This window comes from Nocardioides flavus (ex Wang et al. 2016), from assembly GCF_014653115.1.
In the GTDB taxonomy this organism is placed as follows: domain Bacteria; phylum Actinomycetota; class Actinomycetes; order Propionibacteriales; family Nocardioidaceae; genus Nocardioides; species Nocardioides flavus.
Genome location: NZ_BNAD01000005.1, coordinates 110180 through 125628, shown reverse-complemented (window position 1 = coordinate 125628; position 15449 = coordinate 110180). Strand labels below are relative to the sequence as shown.

The following is a 15449-nucleotide window of genomic DNA, read 5'->3' as shown; positions in this document are numbered from 1 at the left end:
CTCAGCCGCGCTCGCGCTCAGCCGCGCCGGGCGGCCCGCCTGGCCGCGCCGGCCGCCGTGGTGAGGCCGTAGATCCAGAGCAGGCCGGTGCCGACGTAGTGCACGACGACGCCACCGAGCGCACCCAGCCCTGCCGCCACGCCCCAGCCGGCGTCGGCGGAGGTCGCCGCCTTGACGACGAGGCCCAGCACGGCGCCGGTGACGGCGAGGAACACCAGGGTCCAGGCACTGTCGAAGATCCCGAGAACTCTCACGGGACGAACCCTACGATCCGGTTTGCCCTCCGGGCGACCCGGGCATGGTGTCCCGCGACGAGAAGGAGAACGATGGACATCGAGAGCATCACGAGGGACGCCGAGGCGCGGCTCGAGGCTGTCGCGGCCATGCAGTCCGAGCTGCAGACGTTGCGCGGGCGGGCGCAGAACCGCTCAGGCAACGTGCGGGTGGAGGTCAACCCCGCCGGCGCCCTCCTCGACCTGCATCTCACCGAGAGCGTCCGCGCCCTCGGTGCCGACCAGATCGCCGCCGAGATCCTCCGGACCGTGCGCGAGGCGCAGGTCTCGGTGGCCGACGACATGCGGCGCATCGTCGGCGGCCTGGTGCCGGAGGAGCAGCTCGCGGCGCTGTCCGAGGGACGGATCCCTGACAGCACGATGCGCTCGGTCGACGACGAGCTCGCCAACCTGCGTGCGCTGAGGGAGCAGGGCCGGTGAGCGCGGGCATCGAGCTCGTCTTCGAGGAGCTGCTCGCAGGCGCCGACGCCCAGCTCGAGCTGGCTGAGCGGGCCTCGGACATGTCGAGCGAGGCCGGGGGGATCCTCCTGCCCGACGGCGCGCTCGGCAAGCTGCCCGAGAGCGACGAGATCCGCTCCGTGTCCGAGCAGCGTGCCGCTGGAGCGGCCGACGCGCTCGACGTCGTGGCGGAGTGCATGGAGATCCTGGCCTCGGCGCTCAAGGACACCGTCGAGGACTTCAGCAACGTGGAGGCGCTCCTGACCGAGGCCTTCGACCGGATGCGAGGAGAGTCGTGAGCGCGAGCGGAGCGGTCGACGTCTGGCAGCGGATCAACGGGTGGATGGCACCGCTGGAGGGCGCGATCGACGCCATCATGCGGCCGCTGGTCTCACCCCTGGCCGACCAGTTCGACTGGGTCACCGGGGACTCAGCAGAGGTGAGCGCCACCGCGGAGCGCTGGCGCGACATGGCCCGCCGGACCCGGGCGCTCAGCGACTCCGAGCTCAACGAGGCCTTCCGCACCGCCGCCGGGTGGACCGGTCAGGCCAGCGACGCCTTCGAGCAGCTGACGCGCGAGTTCGCGCGGCAGATCGACGCGGTCGCCGCGGAGATGGACGAGACGGCCGAGTACCTCCTCGACGCCTCCCTCGAGGTGAAGATGGCCGAGGACCTCGTCGAGACCATCATCCGCGAGCTGATCGAGTGGGCCCTGATCACGCTGGTCGTCTCGGCGGCGCTGACCGTGGTGACCTTCGGGGCGAGCGCCGCCGCGGGCGGAGCAGCCGCGGCAGCGCAGGCGGCCGTCGCCGGGTCTCGCGTCGCGTCCGCGCTGGCCAAGCTCGCCAAGCTGCTGAAGGCCGTCGCCGACGCGCTCAAGGCGATCAAGGCGATGAAGACCCTGAGTCGCGAAGGCATCCTCGTCAAGACCATCCTGGTCAAGGGCATGCTCATCAAGCCCGTGGTCAGGGGGGTCACCGGCCTGACCGGTGCGCCGATCTCGGAGTCCGCGCAGTCGATCATCGACGGCTTCTCCGACATCGCGGCCGACGAGGTCGACGACCAGCGCCGCGACGACCAGGGTCCCCGGACGCCCCTGCGGGACCTGTTCGACGACCCCATCCGTCCGGTGACCGACCACCTCCCGCCTCCGGGGCCGGTCGACGACGCCATCGACCGGTTGCGCGACAGGGTGCCGGCGGCGCCGGGCGAGTAGCCGCCGCCTGCGACCCCGGCCCACTGGCACACTCGGCCCATGTCCTCCTCTGCTCGACGCGTACTGGTGGTCGGCGCCGGCGTCGTGGGCCTGACGTGTGCCGTACGCCTGCTCGAGGCCGGCCACCGCGTGGACGTCGTCGCGCGGGACCTGCCGTTGGAGACCACGTCTGCCGTCGCCGCCGCGCTCTGGTACCCCTACCGCGCGCTGCCGCAGGACCGGGTGACCGCGTGGGCCGCGAGGTCCTACGAGGTCTTCGAGGACCTGGCCGCCGACGAGCGCACCGGCGTACGGATGCTCACCGGCACCGAGCTGCTGCGCGAGCACCAGCCCGACCCCTGGTGGCGCAGCGCGGTGCCGGCGCTGGACCGGGAGACGGCGCTGCCGCCCGGGTACGCCGACGGCTGGACGTTCGTCGCGCCGGTCGTCGACATGCCGGTCCACCTCCGGTGGCTCACCGCCCGCGTCGACGACCTCGGCGGAACCCTGACCCGGATGAACCTCTCCGCGCTCCCGGGTGACGGGAGCCTCGTCGTCAACGCCACCGGCCTCGGCGCCCGGCACTTCGGGGCGGACCCGGGCGTGCACCCCGTCCGGGGACAGGTGATGGTCCTCGAGCAGGTGGGCCTCGATCGCTGGACGCTCGACGGGGCGGGGCTCACCTACGTGGTCCCGCGGACCCACGAGGTCGTCGTCGGCGGGACCGACGTCGAGGGGGAGTGGAGCCGTACGCCGGACCCCGAGGTCGCCGCGGCGATCCTGCACCGGGCGACCGCGCTCGTGCCCCAGCTGGAGGGCGCCCGAGTGCTGCGCCACAAGGTCGGGCTCCGGCCGGCGCGCCCGGAGGTCCGGGTCGAGCGGGTCCGCGACGTGGTCCACTGCTACGGCCACGGGGGCGCGGGGGTCACCCTCTCGTGGGGGTGCGCCGACGACGTGGTGGAGTTGGCCCGTGACTGACCTCCAGTGCGCCGCGCGGGTCTTCGTGGCCCGCCACGGCGAGGCCCTCTACGAGTCCGAGCTGCTGAGCGACTCCGGCGGCTGGCTCAGCCCGCTGGGCCGGCAGCAGTCGCGCGAGCTGGGCGAGCGCCTCGCGTCCGAGCGCATCGCGGCCGTGTGGAGCAGCTCCATGGCGCGCGCGGTCCAGACAGCCGAGCTCGCCGCCGGGGTGCTCGGGGTCGACGTCGTCGTCCGTGAGGGGCTCCGTGAGTTCGGCGTCGGCGACCACGCCGGCGGGACGTACGACTCCGACCCGTTCCGCGACACCTTCGGGGCCTGGCTCTCCGGCGACCTCGACACCCGCATCCCCGGTGCCGAGAGCGGCGCGGAGGTGATCGAGCGGGTCGCCGGGGTCCTGGCGGAGATCGCCGACACGCACCGGGGGGAGGCGGTCCTCGTGATCAGCCACGGCGGCGCGATCTGCCTCTCCGCCCCCGCGCTGGCGCCCAACCTGGCGCCCGGACACGGGTGGGACCGGCCGCTGGCGAACTGCGACGTCGTCGCGCTCGAGGTCGACGCGGACGGTTGGGTGGCTCGATCCTGGGCGGGGGACCGGCTCGGCTGAGTGCTGGGTCGACACTGGGCGAGATGCTAGGTAAGGCTTGCCTAACCGTCCTGTAGGGTGCGGGGCGTGGGTTCCAAGAGCGCTTCGAAGAAGGCAGGCAAGGCCAAGGTCGCCAAGCTGCCGAAGAAGAAGTGCTGCGTGTCCACCAAGAAGTGCGGCCGCTGCCCGCTGCGGATGCTCAAGGAGGGCACGCTGCCCCCGGGCTACACGGTGAAGAAGCGGCGGCTGGTGAAGGTCGACGTCGCGGGTGGCAAGCCGGCGAAGGTCGGCAAGAAGGGCTCGAAGAAGGCGGCGTAGCCTCACGCCAGGCGCTGAGCGGCGAGGACGACGGCGGCGACGAGCAGCATGACGAGGACCGCCGCCCCCATGCGTACGGCCATGCCCTTCATCCACAGCGACATCAGCGTCTCGGCGCCCCCTTTGCGGTTCAGGGGAGTGACGTCGACGACCGCGCTGCGGTTGATCGGTCCGTGGACGTGCGGGTAGGTGTCGTCGCCGACCGGCTCGACACGCACCTCCGACTCCAGCCGCGCCGGATCGATGGTCAGCAGCACCAGGTCCTCGCCGAGCCCGCGGTAGTAGCGGTCGAACACACCCTGCACCTGGTCGCGCCGGCTCGCGTGGATGAACCCCTCCTGCGCGAGGGTCCGGCCGACCGTCGAGGTGGTGTAGGTGCCCGTCTCCAGCGCCGCACGCCAGTCGGCGGCAGTGGCGATGTGGAAGATGCGCTCGGGCACCATCAGAAGAGGCGGTGCTCCGCGTCGTCCATCCCGCGCAGCGCGTCGTAGTCGACGAGCGCGCAGGTGATCCCGCGGTCGGTCGCGAGCACCCGGGCCTGGGGCTTGATCTCCTGGGCGGCGTAGATGCCGCGGACCGGTCCCCTGCTGGTGAGGAGCGGGTCGCGGTTGAGCAGCTCGAGGTAGCGCGTGAGCTGCTCGACGCCGTCGATCTCGCCGCGCCGCTTGATCTCCACGGCGACCGACAGCCCGTCGGCGTCGCGGCACATCAGGTCGACCGGCCCGATGGCGGTCATGAACTCGCGGCGCACGAGGGTGAGCCCGTCGGCGAGGGTGGCGGGGTGCTCGGCGAGGAGCTCCTGGAGGTGCTTCTCGACGCCGTCCTTCTGCAGTCCCGGGTCGACACCGAGGTCGTGGGAGGAGTCGTGCAGCACCTCCTCGATGAGGATGCGCAGCGTGTCGTCGGACTTCGTCGCGGTCACCAGCCACTCCGCCTGGCCGTCCTCGGAGAGCCCCTCGCGCACGGTGCACGGCGGCGACATCCAGTTGAGCGGCTTGTAGGACCCGCCGTCGGAGTGGATCAGCACCGACCCGTCCGACTTGAGCATCAGGACGCGGGTGGCGAGCGGCAGGTGGGCCGAGAGCCGTCCGGCGTAGTCCACCTGGCAGCGTGCGACGACGATCCTCACGACGGGCGAATCTACAGTGAGCGCGTGACCGATCACGCAGTACGCCCCGCGCGCCAGCGAGACCTCGCGCACCTCGGCGTTGCCGAGCACCCCGGCAGGCCCGGCTTCGTGATGGTCGCGGGCGACCCGCCGGTGGGCCACGCACGGGTGGACCTCCTCGACGGGCACGCCCACCTCGCGGACCTCGTCGTCGGTGTGGACCTGCACGGCGGCACCCGTCGCGAGCTGGTGGAGGCCGTGTGCGAGCGCCTGTCCGTGCGCGGCCACGGGCAGCTGACCGCCCATCCCTACGCGGGTCCGGAGGCCGCGGCCCTGGCCGGCCTGGGCTTCGCCGAGGTCCCCGCGGACGAGCCGCTGCCCGGCCCGCTGGCATCCCGGCGCGACGAGACCGGCCGGGTGCTGGTGCGGCGGGTGCTGCGCTCGCACCGCAGCGCGGACGAGCTCACGACGCTGCTGCCCGTGCTGGACGCGTCCCCCCGCGAGGTCGGCACGCTCCGTGCGGTCGTACGCCGTCCCGCGCCCGGCGAGCGCGAGGTGCTCGAGGTGGGGCACCTCGACGTCGACGAGGGCCTGGTCGGGGACACCTGGTCGCAGCGGGGGAGCCGGCGTACGCCCGACGGCTCGGCGCACCCCGACATGCAGCTCAACCTGATGAACCACCGCCTCGTCGAGTTCCTTGCGCAGGACCCGGCGCGCGAGCGGCTCGCCGGCGACCAGATGTTCGTCGACCTCGACCTGTCCCACGAGCACCTGCCCGAGTGGAGCGAGCTGCACATCGGCGGGCCCGACGGGGCGGTGATCGTGGTGACCGACCAGCCCCACAGCGGGTGCGGCAAGTTCATCGCCCGGTTCGGCAAGGACGCGATGGCCTTCGTCAACGGCCCCGAGGGCAAGCCACGCAGGCTGCGCGGGCTGTGCGCCAGGGTGGTGCGCCCGGGCCCGGTCCGACCGGGCGACGAGGTGCGCGTCGTACGGCCGGGGGCCGCCCGGCCGGAGTGACGCTTCCCACATCCGTGACGAGCGGACGGCATGGGAGCATGCGTCCATGACTGAGACGGCTACTCGTGAGTTCACCACCGTCGGCGTGATCGGGCTCGGCACCATGGGCGCCGGCATCGCCGAGGTCTTCGCCCGCAACGGGTTCGCCGTCATCGGCGTCGAGCAGAACGACGTGGGCCTCGAGCGCGGGCGCCAGCACCTCGAGCACTCGACCGGCCGTGCGGTCAAGCGCGAGAAGATGACCCGGGAGCAGGCCGACGAGCTGCTCGGCCGCATCACGCTCACCACCGACATGCAGGACCTCGCCGGCGCCGACCTCGTCGTCGAGGCCGTCGTGGAGTCGCTCGAGGTCAAGAAATCGATCTTCCGCGCGCTGGACGACATCGTGCGCCCCGACGCGGTGCTGGCCACGAACACGTCGTCGCTGAGCGTCACCGAGATCTCCACGGCCAACGCCAAGCCCGGTCGCGTCGTCGGCGTCCACTTCTTCAACCCGGCGCCCGTGCAGAACCTCGTCGAGATCATCCGCACCGTCGTGACCGAGCCCGACGTGCTCGCCGACGTGCAGGAGCTGCTGCGCAGCCTCGGCAAGAACCCGGTCGTGTGCGGTGACAAGGCCGGCTTCATCGCCAACACCCTGCTCTTCGGCTACCTCAACCACGCGGTGGCGATGTACGAGGGCAAGTACGCCTCGCGCGAGGACATCGACGCCGCGATGCGCTTCGGTTGCGGCTACCCCATGGGCCCGCTCGCGCTGCTCGACCTCATCGGTCTCGACACCGCCTACGAGATCCTCGACACGATGTACAAGCAGGGTCGCGACCGCCTGCACGCGCCGGCGCCGATCCTCAAGCAGTACGTCACGGCCGGCCTGCTCGGTCGCAAGTCGGGCCGTGGGTTCTACACCTACGAGGCGCCCGACAGCCCCGTCGTCGTCGCCGACGCCCAGACCCCGAGCGCGGACGACAAGCCCCGGCTGCGCCACGACATCAAGCTGGTCGGTGTCGTCGGCACCGGCACGATGGCCTCGGGCATCGTCGAGGTCTTCGCCAAGGCGGGCTACGACGTGCTGTTCACCGGCCGCGGCCAGGACAAGGTCGACGGCGTGGTCGCCACCATCACGAAGAACTTCGACAAGCAGATCCAGCGCGGTCGCGCCACCGAGGAGCAGAAGTCCGAGGTGCTGGGCCGGGTGCGCGGCACCACCTCGCTCGACGACCTCAAGGACGTCGACATCGTCGTCGAGGCGATCGCGGAGGACCTGGCGATCAAGACGACGCTGTTCGAGAACCTCGACGAGATCTGCAAGCCCGGCGCCATCCTCGCCACCACCACCTCGTCCCTGCCGATCATCTCGATGGCCAAGGTGACCAAGCGTCCGCAGGACGTCATCGGCATGCACTTCTTCAACCCGGCCGCGATCATGAAGCTGGTCGAGGTGGTCTCCACGGTCGCGACCGACGAGGCCGTCACCGAGACGGTGCTGGCGCTGTGCGACGAGGTCGGCAAGGTGGCCGTCAAGTGCGGTGACCGCTCCGGCTTCATCGTCAACGCGCTGCTGTTCCCCTACCTCAACGACGCGGTCAAGATGCTCGAGGCGCACTACGCGACCGCCGACGACATCGACACCGCGATGAAGCAGGGCTGCGCCCTGCCGATGGGTCCCTTCGAGCTGCTCGACGTGGTCGGCAACGACGTGTCCCTGGCCATCCAGCGCGAGCTCTACCTCGAGTTCCGCGAGCCCGGGTTCGCCCCCGCCCCGCTGCTGGAGCACCTCGTGACCGCGGGCTACCTCGGCCGCAAGACCGGTCGCGGCTTCCGCGACTACAGCGCCCGCTGAGGCGACGGTCCCCTCAGTCCAAGCAGAACTCGTTGCCCTCGGGGTCGGTCATCACGATGTGACCGGCGTTCATGGGCGGGGCCGGCTCGTGCCGCTCCACCCGCGTGGCGCCGAGGGCGACGAGTCGCTCGCACTCGGCCTCGAGGGCGGCCATCCGCTCCTCGCCCACGAGCCCCGGCGCGGCACGCAGGTCGAGGTGGACCCGGTTCTTGGTGGACTTGGCCTCGGGCACGCGCTGGAAGAACAGCCGCGGGCCGGCGCCGACCGGGTCCTGGGCGGCGGCCGCGGAGCCCCACTCCGACTCCGGCACGCCGACCTCGGCGAGGAAGGCGTGCCACGCCTCGAACGGGTCCTGCCCCGGAGCGAGCTCGCGTCCTGGAGGCGGTGGGATGACGTACGCCATCGCGTCGGCCCAGAAGCGCGAGAGGGCCTCGGGGTCGTGGGCGTCGAAGGTCACCTGGATCGTCCGGCTCATCCGCCCATGGTGACGCAGCCCACCGACATCGCGCCGTGACCGCGCGCTCCCGGGTGGGCCTCAGCGGCTGTCGACGACCAGCGCGGCGAGCCGGGCCCGGGTGTTGATGTCGAGCTTGCGGTAGATGTGGGTGAGGTGCGCGTCCACGGTGCGGGGGGAGACGAACAGCTCCTCGGCGATCTGCCGGCTGGTGAGACCGTGCGCCACCCGCTCCGCCACCTGCCGTTCCGCGGCGGTGAGCGCGTCGAGGACCGACGGCTGGGCCGACGTCGGCCGCTGGAACACCGCGGTCACGAGGGTGACCGCGTCGGCGGAGAGCTCGTCGCCCTCGATGCACCCCTCCGGCGGCCTGCTGGCCGGGACGACGTCGTAGTCGGCCGAGTAGCCCCAGCGCACCGCCATCCGCGGGGCGCGGAGGGCGAGGGCGGCCGCGGCCAGCGAGCGGGCCTCGGGCAGGCCGCGTACGCGTGCCACGGCGGCGAGGCCGTCGAGCACGTCGGCGGCGCGGAGCGGGAGGCGCATCGAGCGGCAGTCCTCCAGCGCCGTGAGGTAGGTCGTGGTCGCCTGGTCGAGGTCGCCGAGGTCGACCAGCGCACGGCCCAGGAGCAGGCGTGCCTCCACGCCGTCGCGGCCGAGCCGGGCGGAGTCGGCCAGTGCCACCACGTCGGCGGCCAGGCCGGCCGCCTGCCTCGACTCCCCGCGCACCAGCAGGTCGCGGCCGTCCTGGGCCAGCACCGGCAGGCGTACGGCCCACGGCAGGGTCTCGCGCACGACGGGAGAGGCCTCCCACGTGGGGTCCAGGGCCCGCAGGAGCGTCTCGGCCAGCAGGCCGACCCGGTCCTCGGCGAGCTCGCGAGCCTCCAGGACCACTGCGCGGGTGCCCGCGACCGCCTCGGCGATCCGGCCCTGCTCGAGCGCGATCCGGGCCAGCAGGGTGCGCAACGACAGGTCGATCCAGCGCTCGTCGCCGGTGGTGCGCGCCGGCATCGCCGCTGCGACGGCCCGGGCAGCCTCGCTGAACCGGCCCTGCGAGGTGTAGACGTCGGCCAGCGTGCGGGTCGCCTGGCGGGTGATCGAGCCGTCGGGGTCGAGGTCGATCGCCCGCTCCGCCTCGGTCTCGGCGCTCGCCAGGTCTCCTGCGTCGAGGTGCATCTCGGCCCGGATGGACGCGGTCTTGCACAGCTGCTCGGCGGGGTTCGGTGCCGCGGAGGCGTGCTCGTCCGAGCGCGCGAGGAGCCACAGGCCCTCGTAGGTCCCGCGCATCTCCGAGGCCGCGATCCCTGCCCGCCGGGCGATCTGGGCGCCGATCTCCGGGGGGCCGTCCCCGCTGGCGAGCGCGCCCTCGAGGATCTCGACCGCCTCGCGGGTCCGCATCGAGGTGTAGAGCGAGGAGAAGATCCGGTTGGCGATCGAGTAACCCTCCGCGCGGGTCGCGGGGTCGGCGCAGGCGCTGAGCACGGCATGGCGCATCGCGGGCAGGTCGCGCAGCCACGCGGCGTCGGCGGCGCCGTAGTTGTCGTGCATCGGCGCGTGCGCCTGCGCCCAGGCCAGCAGGCCCGCGGCGACGGCGTCGTGGTCGGACCGGCGGGCCAGTGCGCGTGCCCGGCCCCGGATCGGGGACAGCATGTCGAACTGCCCCTGGCCGTCGACCTCGAGCAGGCTGCGACGCACGAGGTTGCCGGCGAGCTCGGCCGCCTCGGGGACGCTCGCGTCGAGCACCCGCGCGAGGACGTCGAGGCCGACCCTGAAGTCGAGCAGCCCGATGCGACGCAGCGCGGTGGCGCTCGCGTCGTCCAGGAGGGCGTGGGCGGAGTCGACGGCCTGGTCCAGGCTGACGGCCGACATCGCGTTGGCGAGGCCGACCAGCGCGGACTGCACCGCGACCTGCTCGATCAGCAAGGGCAGGCCACCGGTCGCGCCGAGCAGGCGGCGCACCTCGTGCGCCTGCGCGGTGAGGTCGACCCGCTGCCCGCCCGCGGCGCGGATGCGGCGCAGGAACAGCTCGACCGCCGGCCCCTCCAGTGGGGCGCGTTGCGCCGGCACTGGCAGCGGGCCGACCCGTACGACCGACTCCAGCGGCTGCCGGGCCGTCGTGAGTGCCGTGACCACCACCCGCGCGTCGCTCGTGCTCTCCAGCACGGTCTGCAGGACCGGTCCGGCGCCGGTGGCGTCGAGGTCGAGCCCGTCGAGGACGAGCAGGCAGTCGCGACCGTCGACCGCGCGGCCGAGGGCGCCGACCAGCGAGTCGCCGGGCGCGGTCTCCGCCCCGAGGCTCTCCAGGGCGGCGACTACGAGCTCGTCGAGCGTACGGAGGGTGCGGGCGTCCACCCAGGCCACCCCTGGGCCGCCCGCGGGTCCCGTCGCCGAGTCCGCGGCGAGGTGGCGCACCAGCAGGGTCTTGCCGCTGCCGGGCGGGCCGACGACGCTCACCCAGCGGGACTCCGCCAGCGCGTCGTGCAACGCGCGACGTACCTCGTCACGACCGAGACAGGGCGACAGCACGCACCGAACCTATCGCTACGCGGGCCAGAGATACGTAGGACTACGGATGCCGGGCAGCACGCCCCCGCGGGATGCTTCTGCCACGCCGGGGCGACGGGACTGCACGAGGGGATGGTCCCGCAGCCGACCGGCCTCATGTCGGAGCAGGTCGCACATCGTCGGGGGTCGATGGGCGGCCTGCTCCTGCAGGTCGCGGGCGCCGGCGTCCTTGCCGCCGCTGCGTATCCTGAGGTCATGGAACTCGTCCTCGTGCTGGTCGTCCTCGGCGGGCTGACGGCGGTCGCGGTGGCTGCCGGGAGGTCCGGCAAGAAGCGCGAGCTCGCGCGTGTCGAGGCCGAGGTCGCGCCGGTGAAGAAGCTGGCCGAGGAGGACGTCACCGCCCTCGGCGTCGAGCTGCAGGACCTCGACATCGAGCTGGCCGGGCACCCGCTCGACCCCGGTGCGAACGCCGACTACCAGCGCGCGCTCGACTCCTACGAGTCGGCCAAGACCGCTGCCGCCGCGCTCACCCGTGCCGAGGACGTCAGGCACGTGACCGAGATCCTCGAGGACGGTCGCTACGCGATGGCGTGCGTGCGCGCGCGGGTGGCGGGCGAGCCGCTCCCGCAGCGCCGTCCGCCGTGCTTCTTCGACCCCCGGCACGGCCTCTCCGTCGCCGACGTGCCGTGGACGCCGCCGGGCGGGACGTCGCGCGACGTGCCCGCCTGCGCCCTCGACGTGGAGCGCGTACGGGCCGGTGCCGAGCCCGACATCCGCAAGGTCATGGTCGGCTCGCGCCGGGTGCCCTACTGGCAGGGTGGTCGCGCCTACCAGCCCTACGCCCAGGGCTACTTCGGCACCTTCTCGCCGATGGACTGGATGTTCATGGGCATGCTCTTCGGCGGCGGCTTCGACGGGCTCGGTGAGGGCATCGGCGCGATCGGCGAGGGCATCGGGGACGTCCTCGGCGGCATCGGCGACGGCATCGGCGACCTGTTCGACGGCTTCGACTTCTGACCCGCCTGCGCGGGTCCGGCCGGCTGCGGGAGGATGGTGCCGTGAGCCTGCACCGCACCGAGCTCGGCGAGTCCGGGCAGCGCGTCGTCTTCTGCCACGGCCTCTTCGGCCAGGGCAAGAACTGGACCCAGGCGGCCAAGGCGCTCAGCGCCGACCACCGCGTGCTGCTGCTCGACATGCCCAACCACGGCCGGTCGCCGTGGACGCAGCGCTTCGACTACCTCGAGCTGGCGGACCTCGTCGCCGCCGAGCTCGGCGAGGAGCCCGTCGCCCTCGTCGGCCACTCCATGGGCGGCAAGATCGCGATGTGCCTGGCCCTGCGCCATCCGCACCTCGTCGAGCGGCTGGCCGTCGTCGACGTCGCCCCGGTGAGGTACGAGAGCGGGCGCGAGTTCGTCGGCTACATCGAGACCATGCGGGCCCTCGACCTCGGCTCCCTGGAGCGGCGCGACCAGGCGGACGAGGCGCTGCGCGAGGTCGTGCCGAGCCCGACGGTGCGCAGCTTCCTGCTGCAGAACCTGCGCCGTACCGACGACGGCTGGCACTGGCAGCTCAACCTCGACCTGCTCGCCGAGCACATGGACGAGCTCGTCGGCTGGCCCGGCGACGAGCTCGGCGACGCGTCCTACGACGGCCCGGTGCTGTGGATCGGCGGCGCGCGCTCGGACTACATCTCCGACGAGCGCGCGGTCGAGATGGATCGTCGCTTCCCGCGCAACCGGCGGGTGCTCGTCAAGGACGCCGGCCACTGGGTGCACTCCGAGCAGCCGGAGGTCTTCCTCGAGGTGCTGCGACGCTTCCTCGCCTGAGGCGACCGGGGACGGCGGCTCAGCCCCGCTGCCGGGCGCGGTAGGCGGCGACCGCCTCCCGGTTGCCGCAGGTGGTCGAGCAGTAGCGCCGCGACCGGTTGCGGGACAGGTCGAGCACCACGTCGTCGCAGTCGTCGGCCGCGCAGCGGTCGAGCCGCGACATCTCGTCGGCCCGGATCACGTCGACCATCGCCATCGCCGTCTCCACCACCACGCGCTCGTCGAGCGGACGGTCGGGGTCCACGGCGTGCAGGTGCCAGTCCCACTGGTCGTGGCGCTGGAGCTGGGGGAGCGCCTTCGCCCGCGCCAGCATCGTGTTGACGAGCGCGGCGGCCTCGTCGCGATCGGCCAGCAGGAGTGCCTTGAGCGACGGCCGCAACCGGCGTACGGCATCGAGCTCCTCAGCCGTGGCGTCGTGGCGCCCGGTGTAGGACCACGACGCGAGGAAGGCGGACAGGTCCGCGACCGACCCCAGCGGGTCGCCCGGCTCGTCGGTCGAGTTGACGAGGGCGACCGCAGCCTGGAGTGCCGCGTCGGTGTCATCCGTGAAAAGCACGTTGACACATTACAACAGCGCGGCCTACGGTCATGACCGTGATGGCTTTGACCCATGACGCCGGTTCCTCCCGCACGGCTGCCGGCCTGACGCTCGCGCTGGCGTCGGCCGCGTCGTTCGGTCTGTCCGGGGCCCTGGCACGCGGACTGCTCGACACCGGCTGGAGCGCGGGCGCCGCGGTGACCGTACGGGTCCTGATCGCGGCCGTGGTCCTGGTGGTGCCCGGCGCACTGGCGCTGCGCGGTCGCTGGCACCTGCTGCGCGACAACGCCGGCCTGGTCACCGTCTACGGCATCGCGGCGGTGGCGGGCGCCCAGCTCTGCTACTTCTACGCCGTCACCTACATGCAGGTCAGCGTCGCGCTGCTGCTCGAGTACACCGCCCCGGTGGCCGTCGTCGTCTGGCTCTGGCTGCGCCACGGCCACCGGCCCTCAGGGCTCACGGTGCTCGGTGGGCTGCTCGCCCTCGGCGGTCTCGCCCTCGTCCTCGACGTGGTCTCGGGCGCCGAGCTGAGCACGGCTGGCGTGCTGTGGGCGCTCGGGGCGATGGTGGGCGCCGCGACCTACTTCGTGATCTCGGCCGACGAGAGCAACGGCCTCCCGGGCATCAGCCTCGCCGCCGGCGGGCTGGTGGTGGGGGCGGTCGTCCTGCTGGTGGCGGGCGGCACCGGGCTGCTGCCCTTCGACCACTCCACCGACGACGCCGTGTACGACGGGTTCACCGTGCCGTGGTGGGTCGCGGTGGTGGCGCTGGGCCTCGTCACGGCGGCGCTGGCCTATGTCACGGGCATCGCGGCGGGTCGGCGCCTCGGCAGCCGCCTCGCGTCCTTCGTCGCCCTCGGCGAGGTGCTGGCAGCCGTGCTGTGGACGTGGGCGCTGCTCGGTGAGCTGCCCCGCCCGGTCCAGCTCGCCGGCGGCCTGCTCGTGCTCGCCGGGGTCGTCGTCGTCAAGCTGGGCGAGGGGCGTGCGCCGCTGCTCGTGGAGCCGCTCCCCGAGCCCGACCCCGTCCCTGTGCCTGTGCCTGCGTCCGAGGGTGGTGCGGAGTCGCTCAGCGCGCGTCCTGGCGCTTGAGGAAGACCTCGCGGTGCAGCAGCAGCAGGGCGGCGGCCACCGGGACGGCGAGGAGCGCGCCGATGATGCCCAGGAGTGATCCGCCCACGAGCGCGGCCACCACGGTCACCGACCCGGGGATGTCGACCGACTTCTTCATGATGCGCGGGTAGATGAGGTAGGACTCCACCTGCTGGTAGGCGACGTAGTAGACCAGCGCGACCAGCGCGACGGTCGGGGAGACCGTCAGGGCCAGGAGGGTCATGAGGGCGCCCGAGACGAAGGCGCCGACGACCGGGATGAGCGAGAAGAGGCCGACGACGAAGGCCAGCGCGAAGGCGTAGTCGCCCAGCCCGACCACGAACGAGAAGATGAGCGTGCTGAGGCCGGCGCACAGCGCGACGAGGAACGCCCCGGCGACGTAGGCACCGGTCGAACGGATGATCTTGTCGCCGAGCTCGCTGACCCGCGGCCGCTTCGAGGCCGGGGCGAGGGAGTAGCCGGCGTGCTTGATGCTCGGCAGGGACGCGAGGAAGTAGATCATCAGCACGATCACGATCAGGCTGTTGGCCAGCGCGGAGAGCACCCGCAGGCCCACGCCGAGCGCACCACCGAAGAGCCGCTCGCCGAAGTCGCCGTTCTCGATGTAGTCGCGCGCCTTGGCGATCAGGTCGTACTTCTCGTCGAGCCGCTGCACCCGGGCGTTGGACTGCAGGTCGTCGAGCCATCCGGGCGCGTTGCGCGTGATGGCCGCGATCTGCTCGCTGATCACCGGCGCGATGGCCACGACGAACAGCGCCAGCACGCCGATCACGACGACCAGCACGACGAGCACTGCGAGGCCCCGCCGGATGCCGCGACGCATGAAGAACTCGACGACGGGGTTGAGGCCGATCGCCAGGAACATCGACATCACCAGCAGCACCAGCACCGAGGAGATGCTGAGCAGCTGCTGGCTCAGGAAGATCGCCACCAGGGCGCCGAAGGCGCCGAAGAACCCGATGTTGAAGGGGGAGTGGCGCAGCAGCAGGGGTGCCGGCGCGGGCTCGGTCGGAGCGTAGGGCGCCGGGGTGGCCTCGTCGACGACGAGGTCGGTGGCGTCGTCGATGCGCTCGGCGATGTGGGCGGCCGAGCGGGCCGACTCCTCCGCCGCGCCGGCCGCGGCCTCGGCGCGGTCGGCGTCGTCGTTGACCTGCTCGACGACCTCCTCCAGCGCCTGGGGGAGTGCGGTCGGGTCGTCGGCGGCCTCGCGCAGGGCCGTCGTGGCGTCCCGGCCGCCGTCGCTGCGG

General features: G+C 72.7%; 18 protein-coding genes. 11 read left to right on the top strand and 7 right to left on the bottom strand.

What is annotated here, in order from left to right; genetic code table 11:
- Positions 1–17 precede the first annotated feature (17 nt).
- Positions 18–254, bottom strand: coding sequence for a hypothetical protein (locus IE200_RS11040; RefSeq protein ID WP_191279533.1), 237 nt, complete (start codon positions 252–254; stop codon positions 18–20).
- Positions 255–326: 72 nt separating this feature from the next.
- On the opposite strand from IE200_RS11040, the gene IE200_RS11035 reads away from it, so the two are divergent.
- The 6 genes from IE200_RS11035 to IE200_RS11010 all read left to right on the top strand — a co-directional run bounded on the left by IE200_RS11035 (position 327) and on the right by IE200_RS11010 (position 3805).
- The gene (locus IE200_RS11035; protein ID WP_191279532.1) at positions 327–713 is read left to right on the top strand and encodes a YbaB/EbfC family nucleoid-associated protein; all 387 of its coding nucleotides are present in this window, start codon (positions 327–329) and stop codon (positions 711–713) included.
- Positions 710–1030, top strand: a complete 321-nt coding sequence (locus IE200_RS11030) for a hypothetical protein (protein ID WP_191279531.1) — start codon at positions 710–712, stop codon at positions 1028–1030. The genes IE200_RS11035 and IE200_RS11030 overlap by 4 nt, the downstream gene beginning before the upstream one ends.
- Positions 1027–1947, top strand: a complete 921-nt coding sequence (locus IE200_RS11025; RefSeq protein ID WP_191279530.1) for a WXG100 family type VII secretion target — start codon at positions 1027–1029, stop codon at positions 1945–1947. The genes IE200_RS11030 and IE200_RS11025 overlap by 4 nt, the downstream gene beginning before the upstream one ends.
- Before the next feature lie 39 nt (positions 1948–1986).
- Positions 1987–2904, top strand: a complete 918-nt coding sequence (locus IE200_RS11020) for an FAD-dependent oxidoreductase (protein ID WP_191279529.1) — start codon at positions 1987–1989, stop codon at positions 2902–2904.
- Positions 2897–3508, top strand: coding sequence for a histidine phosphatase family protein (locus tag IE200_RS11015; RefSeq protein WP_191279528.1), 612 nt, complete (start codon positions 2897–2899; stop codon positions 3506–3508). Before IE200_RS11020 ends, IE200_RS11015 begins: the two co-directional genes overlap by 8 nt.
- Positions 3509–3574: 66 nt before the next feature.
- Complete coding sequence (locus IE200_RS11010) at positions 3575–3805, top strand: hypothetical protein (RefSeq protein ID WP_229856399.1); 231 nt, start codon at positions 3575–3577, stop codon at positions 3803–3805.
- Between the two features lie 2 nt (positions 3806–3807).
- Here IE200_RS11010 and IE200_RS11005 read toward each other — a convergent pair whose 3' ends face one another.
- Positions 3808–4248 (bottom strand): DUF952 domain-containing protein, encoded by a 441-nt coding sequence (locus IE200_RS11005; protein ID WP_191279527.1) that lies wholly within the window; start codon positions 4246–4248, stop codon positions 3808–3810.
- Positions 4248–4934 (bottom strand): endonuclease NucS, encoded by a 687-nt coding sequence (gene nucS, locus IE200_RS11000; RefSeq protein WP_191279526.1) that lies wholly within the window; start codon positions 4932–4934, stop codon positions 4248–4250. Before nucS ends, IE200_RS11005 begins: the two co-directional genes overlap by 1 nt.
- A gap of 24 nt (positions 4935–4958) precedes the next feature.
- Here nucS and IE200_RS20745 point away from each other — a divergent pair, with 24 nt between their 5' ends.
- Both IE200_RS20745 and IE200_RS10990 read left to right on the top strand, forming a co-directional pair.
- Positions 4959–5933, top strand: a complete 975-nt coding sequence (locus tag IE200_RS20745) for an MOSC domain-containing protein (protein WP_229856398.1) — start codon at positions 4959–4961, stop codon at positions 5931–5933.
- A 46-nt stretch (positions 5934–5979) separates the two neighbouring features.
- Positions 5980–7773, top strand: a complete 1794-nt coding sequence (locus IE200_RS10990; RefSeq protein WP_191279525.1) for a 3-hydroxyacyl-CoA dehydrogenase family protein — start codon at positions 5980–5982, stop codon at positions 7771–7773.
- Positions 7774–7786: 13 nt separating this feature from the next.
- Here IE200_RS10990 and IE200_RS10985 read toward each other — a convergent pair whose 3' ends face one another.
- Both IE200_RS10985 and IE200_RS10980 read right to left on the bottom strand, forming a co-directional pair.
- A complete protein-coding gene (locus tag IE200_RS10985; protein WP_191279524.1) occupies positions 7787–8248 on the bottom strand; it encodes a VOC family protein in 462 nt (153 codons plus the stop codon).
- Positions 8249–8308: 60 nt separating this feature from the next.
- The gene (locus tag IE200_RS10980; RefSeq protein WP_191279523.1) at positions 8309–10750 is read right to left on the bottom strand and encodes a helix-turn-helix domain-containing protein; all 2442 of its coding nucleotides are present in this window, start codon (positions 10748–10750) and stop codon (positions 8309–8311) included.
- Between the two features lie 234 nt (positions 10751–10984).
- Between IE200_RS10980 and IE200_RS10975 the strand changes: the two genes are divergently transcribed.
- Both IE200_RS10975 and IE200_RS10970 read left to right on the top strand, forming a co-directional pair.
- Positions 10985–11746: a hypothetical protein gene (locus IE200_RS10975; protein ID WP_191279522.1), complete on the top strand. Its 762-nt coding sequence runs from the start codon at positions 10985–10987 to the stop codon at positions 11744–11746.
- Positions 11747–11787: 41 nt separating this feature from the next.
- A complete protein-coding gene (locus IE200_RS10970) occupies positions 11788–12555 on the top strand; it encodes an alpha/beta fold hydrolase (protein ID WP_191279521.1) in 768 nt (255 codons plus the stop codon).
- Positions 12556–12574: 19 nt separating this feature from the next.
- On the opposite strand, the gene IE200_RS10965 is transcribed toward IE200_RS10970, so the two are convergent.
- Entirely contained in the window at positions 12575–13111 is a 537-nt protein-coding gene (locus IE200_RS10965; RefSeq protein WP_191279520.1) for a CGNR zinc finger domain-containing protein, read from the bottom strand.
- A gap of 41 nt (positions 13112–13152) precedes the next feature.
- Between IE200_RS10965 and IE200_RS10960 the strand changes: the two genes are divergently transcribed.
- A complete protein-coding gene (locus IE200_RS10960; RefSeq protein WP_229856396.1) occupies positions 13153–14181 on the top strand; it encodes an EamA family transporter in 1029 nt (342 codons plus the stop codon).
- Here the strand turns inward: IE200_RS10960 and IE200_RS10955 are convergent.
- Positions 14159–15133, bottom strand: coding sequence for an AI-2E family transporter (locus IE200_RS10955; RefSeq protein ID WP_191279518.1), 975 nt, complete (start codon positions 15131–15133; stop codon positions 14159–14161). The genes IE200_RS10960 and IE200_RS10955 overlap by 23 nt on opposite strands.
- Positions 15134–15449 lie beyond the last annotated feature (316 nt).

Bases quoted from the DNA above. Each gene is read 5' to 3' on its own strand.
- IE200_RS11035 (WP_191279532.1), top strand. From the start codon at position 327: ATGGACATCGAGAGCATCACGAGGGACGCCGAGGCGCGGCTCGAGGCT.
- IE200_RS11020 (WP_191279529.1), top strand. From the start codon at position 1,987: ATGTCCTCCTCTGCTCGACGCGTACTGGTGGTCGGCGCCGGCGTCGTG.
- IE200_RS11005 (WP_191279527.1), bottom strand. From the start codon at position 4,248: ATGGTGCCCGAGCGCATCTTCCACATCGCCACTGCCGCCGACTGGCGT.
- IE200_RS10990 (WP_191279525.1), top strand. From the start codon at position 5,980: ATGACTGAGACGGCTACTCGTGAGTTCACCACCGTCGGCGTGATCGGG.
- IE200_RS10985 (WP_191279524.1), bottom strand. From the start codon at position 8,248: ATGAGCCGGACGATCCAGGTGACCTTCGACGCCCACGACCCCGAGGCC.
- IE200_RS10975 (WP_191279522.1), top strand. From the start codon at position 10,985: ATGGAACTCGTCCTCGTGCTGGTCGTCCTCGGCGGGCTGACGGCGGTC.
- IE200_RS10960 (WP_229856396.1), top strand. From the start codon at position 13,153: ATGGCTTTGACCCATGACGCCGGTTCCTCCCGCACGGCTGCCGGCCTG.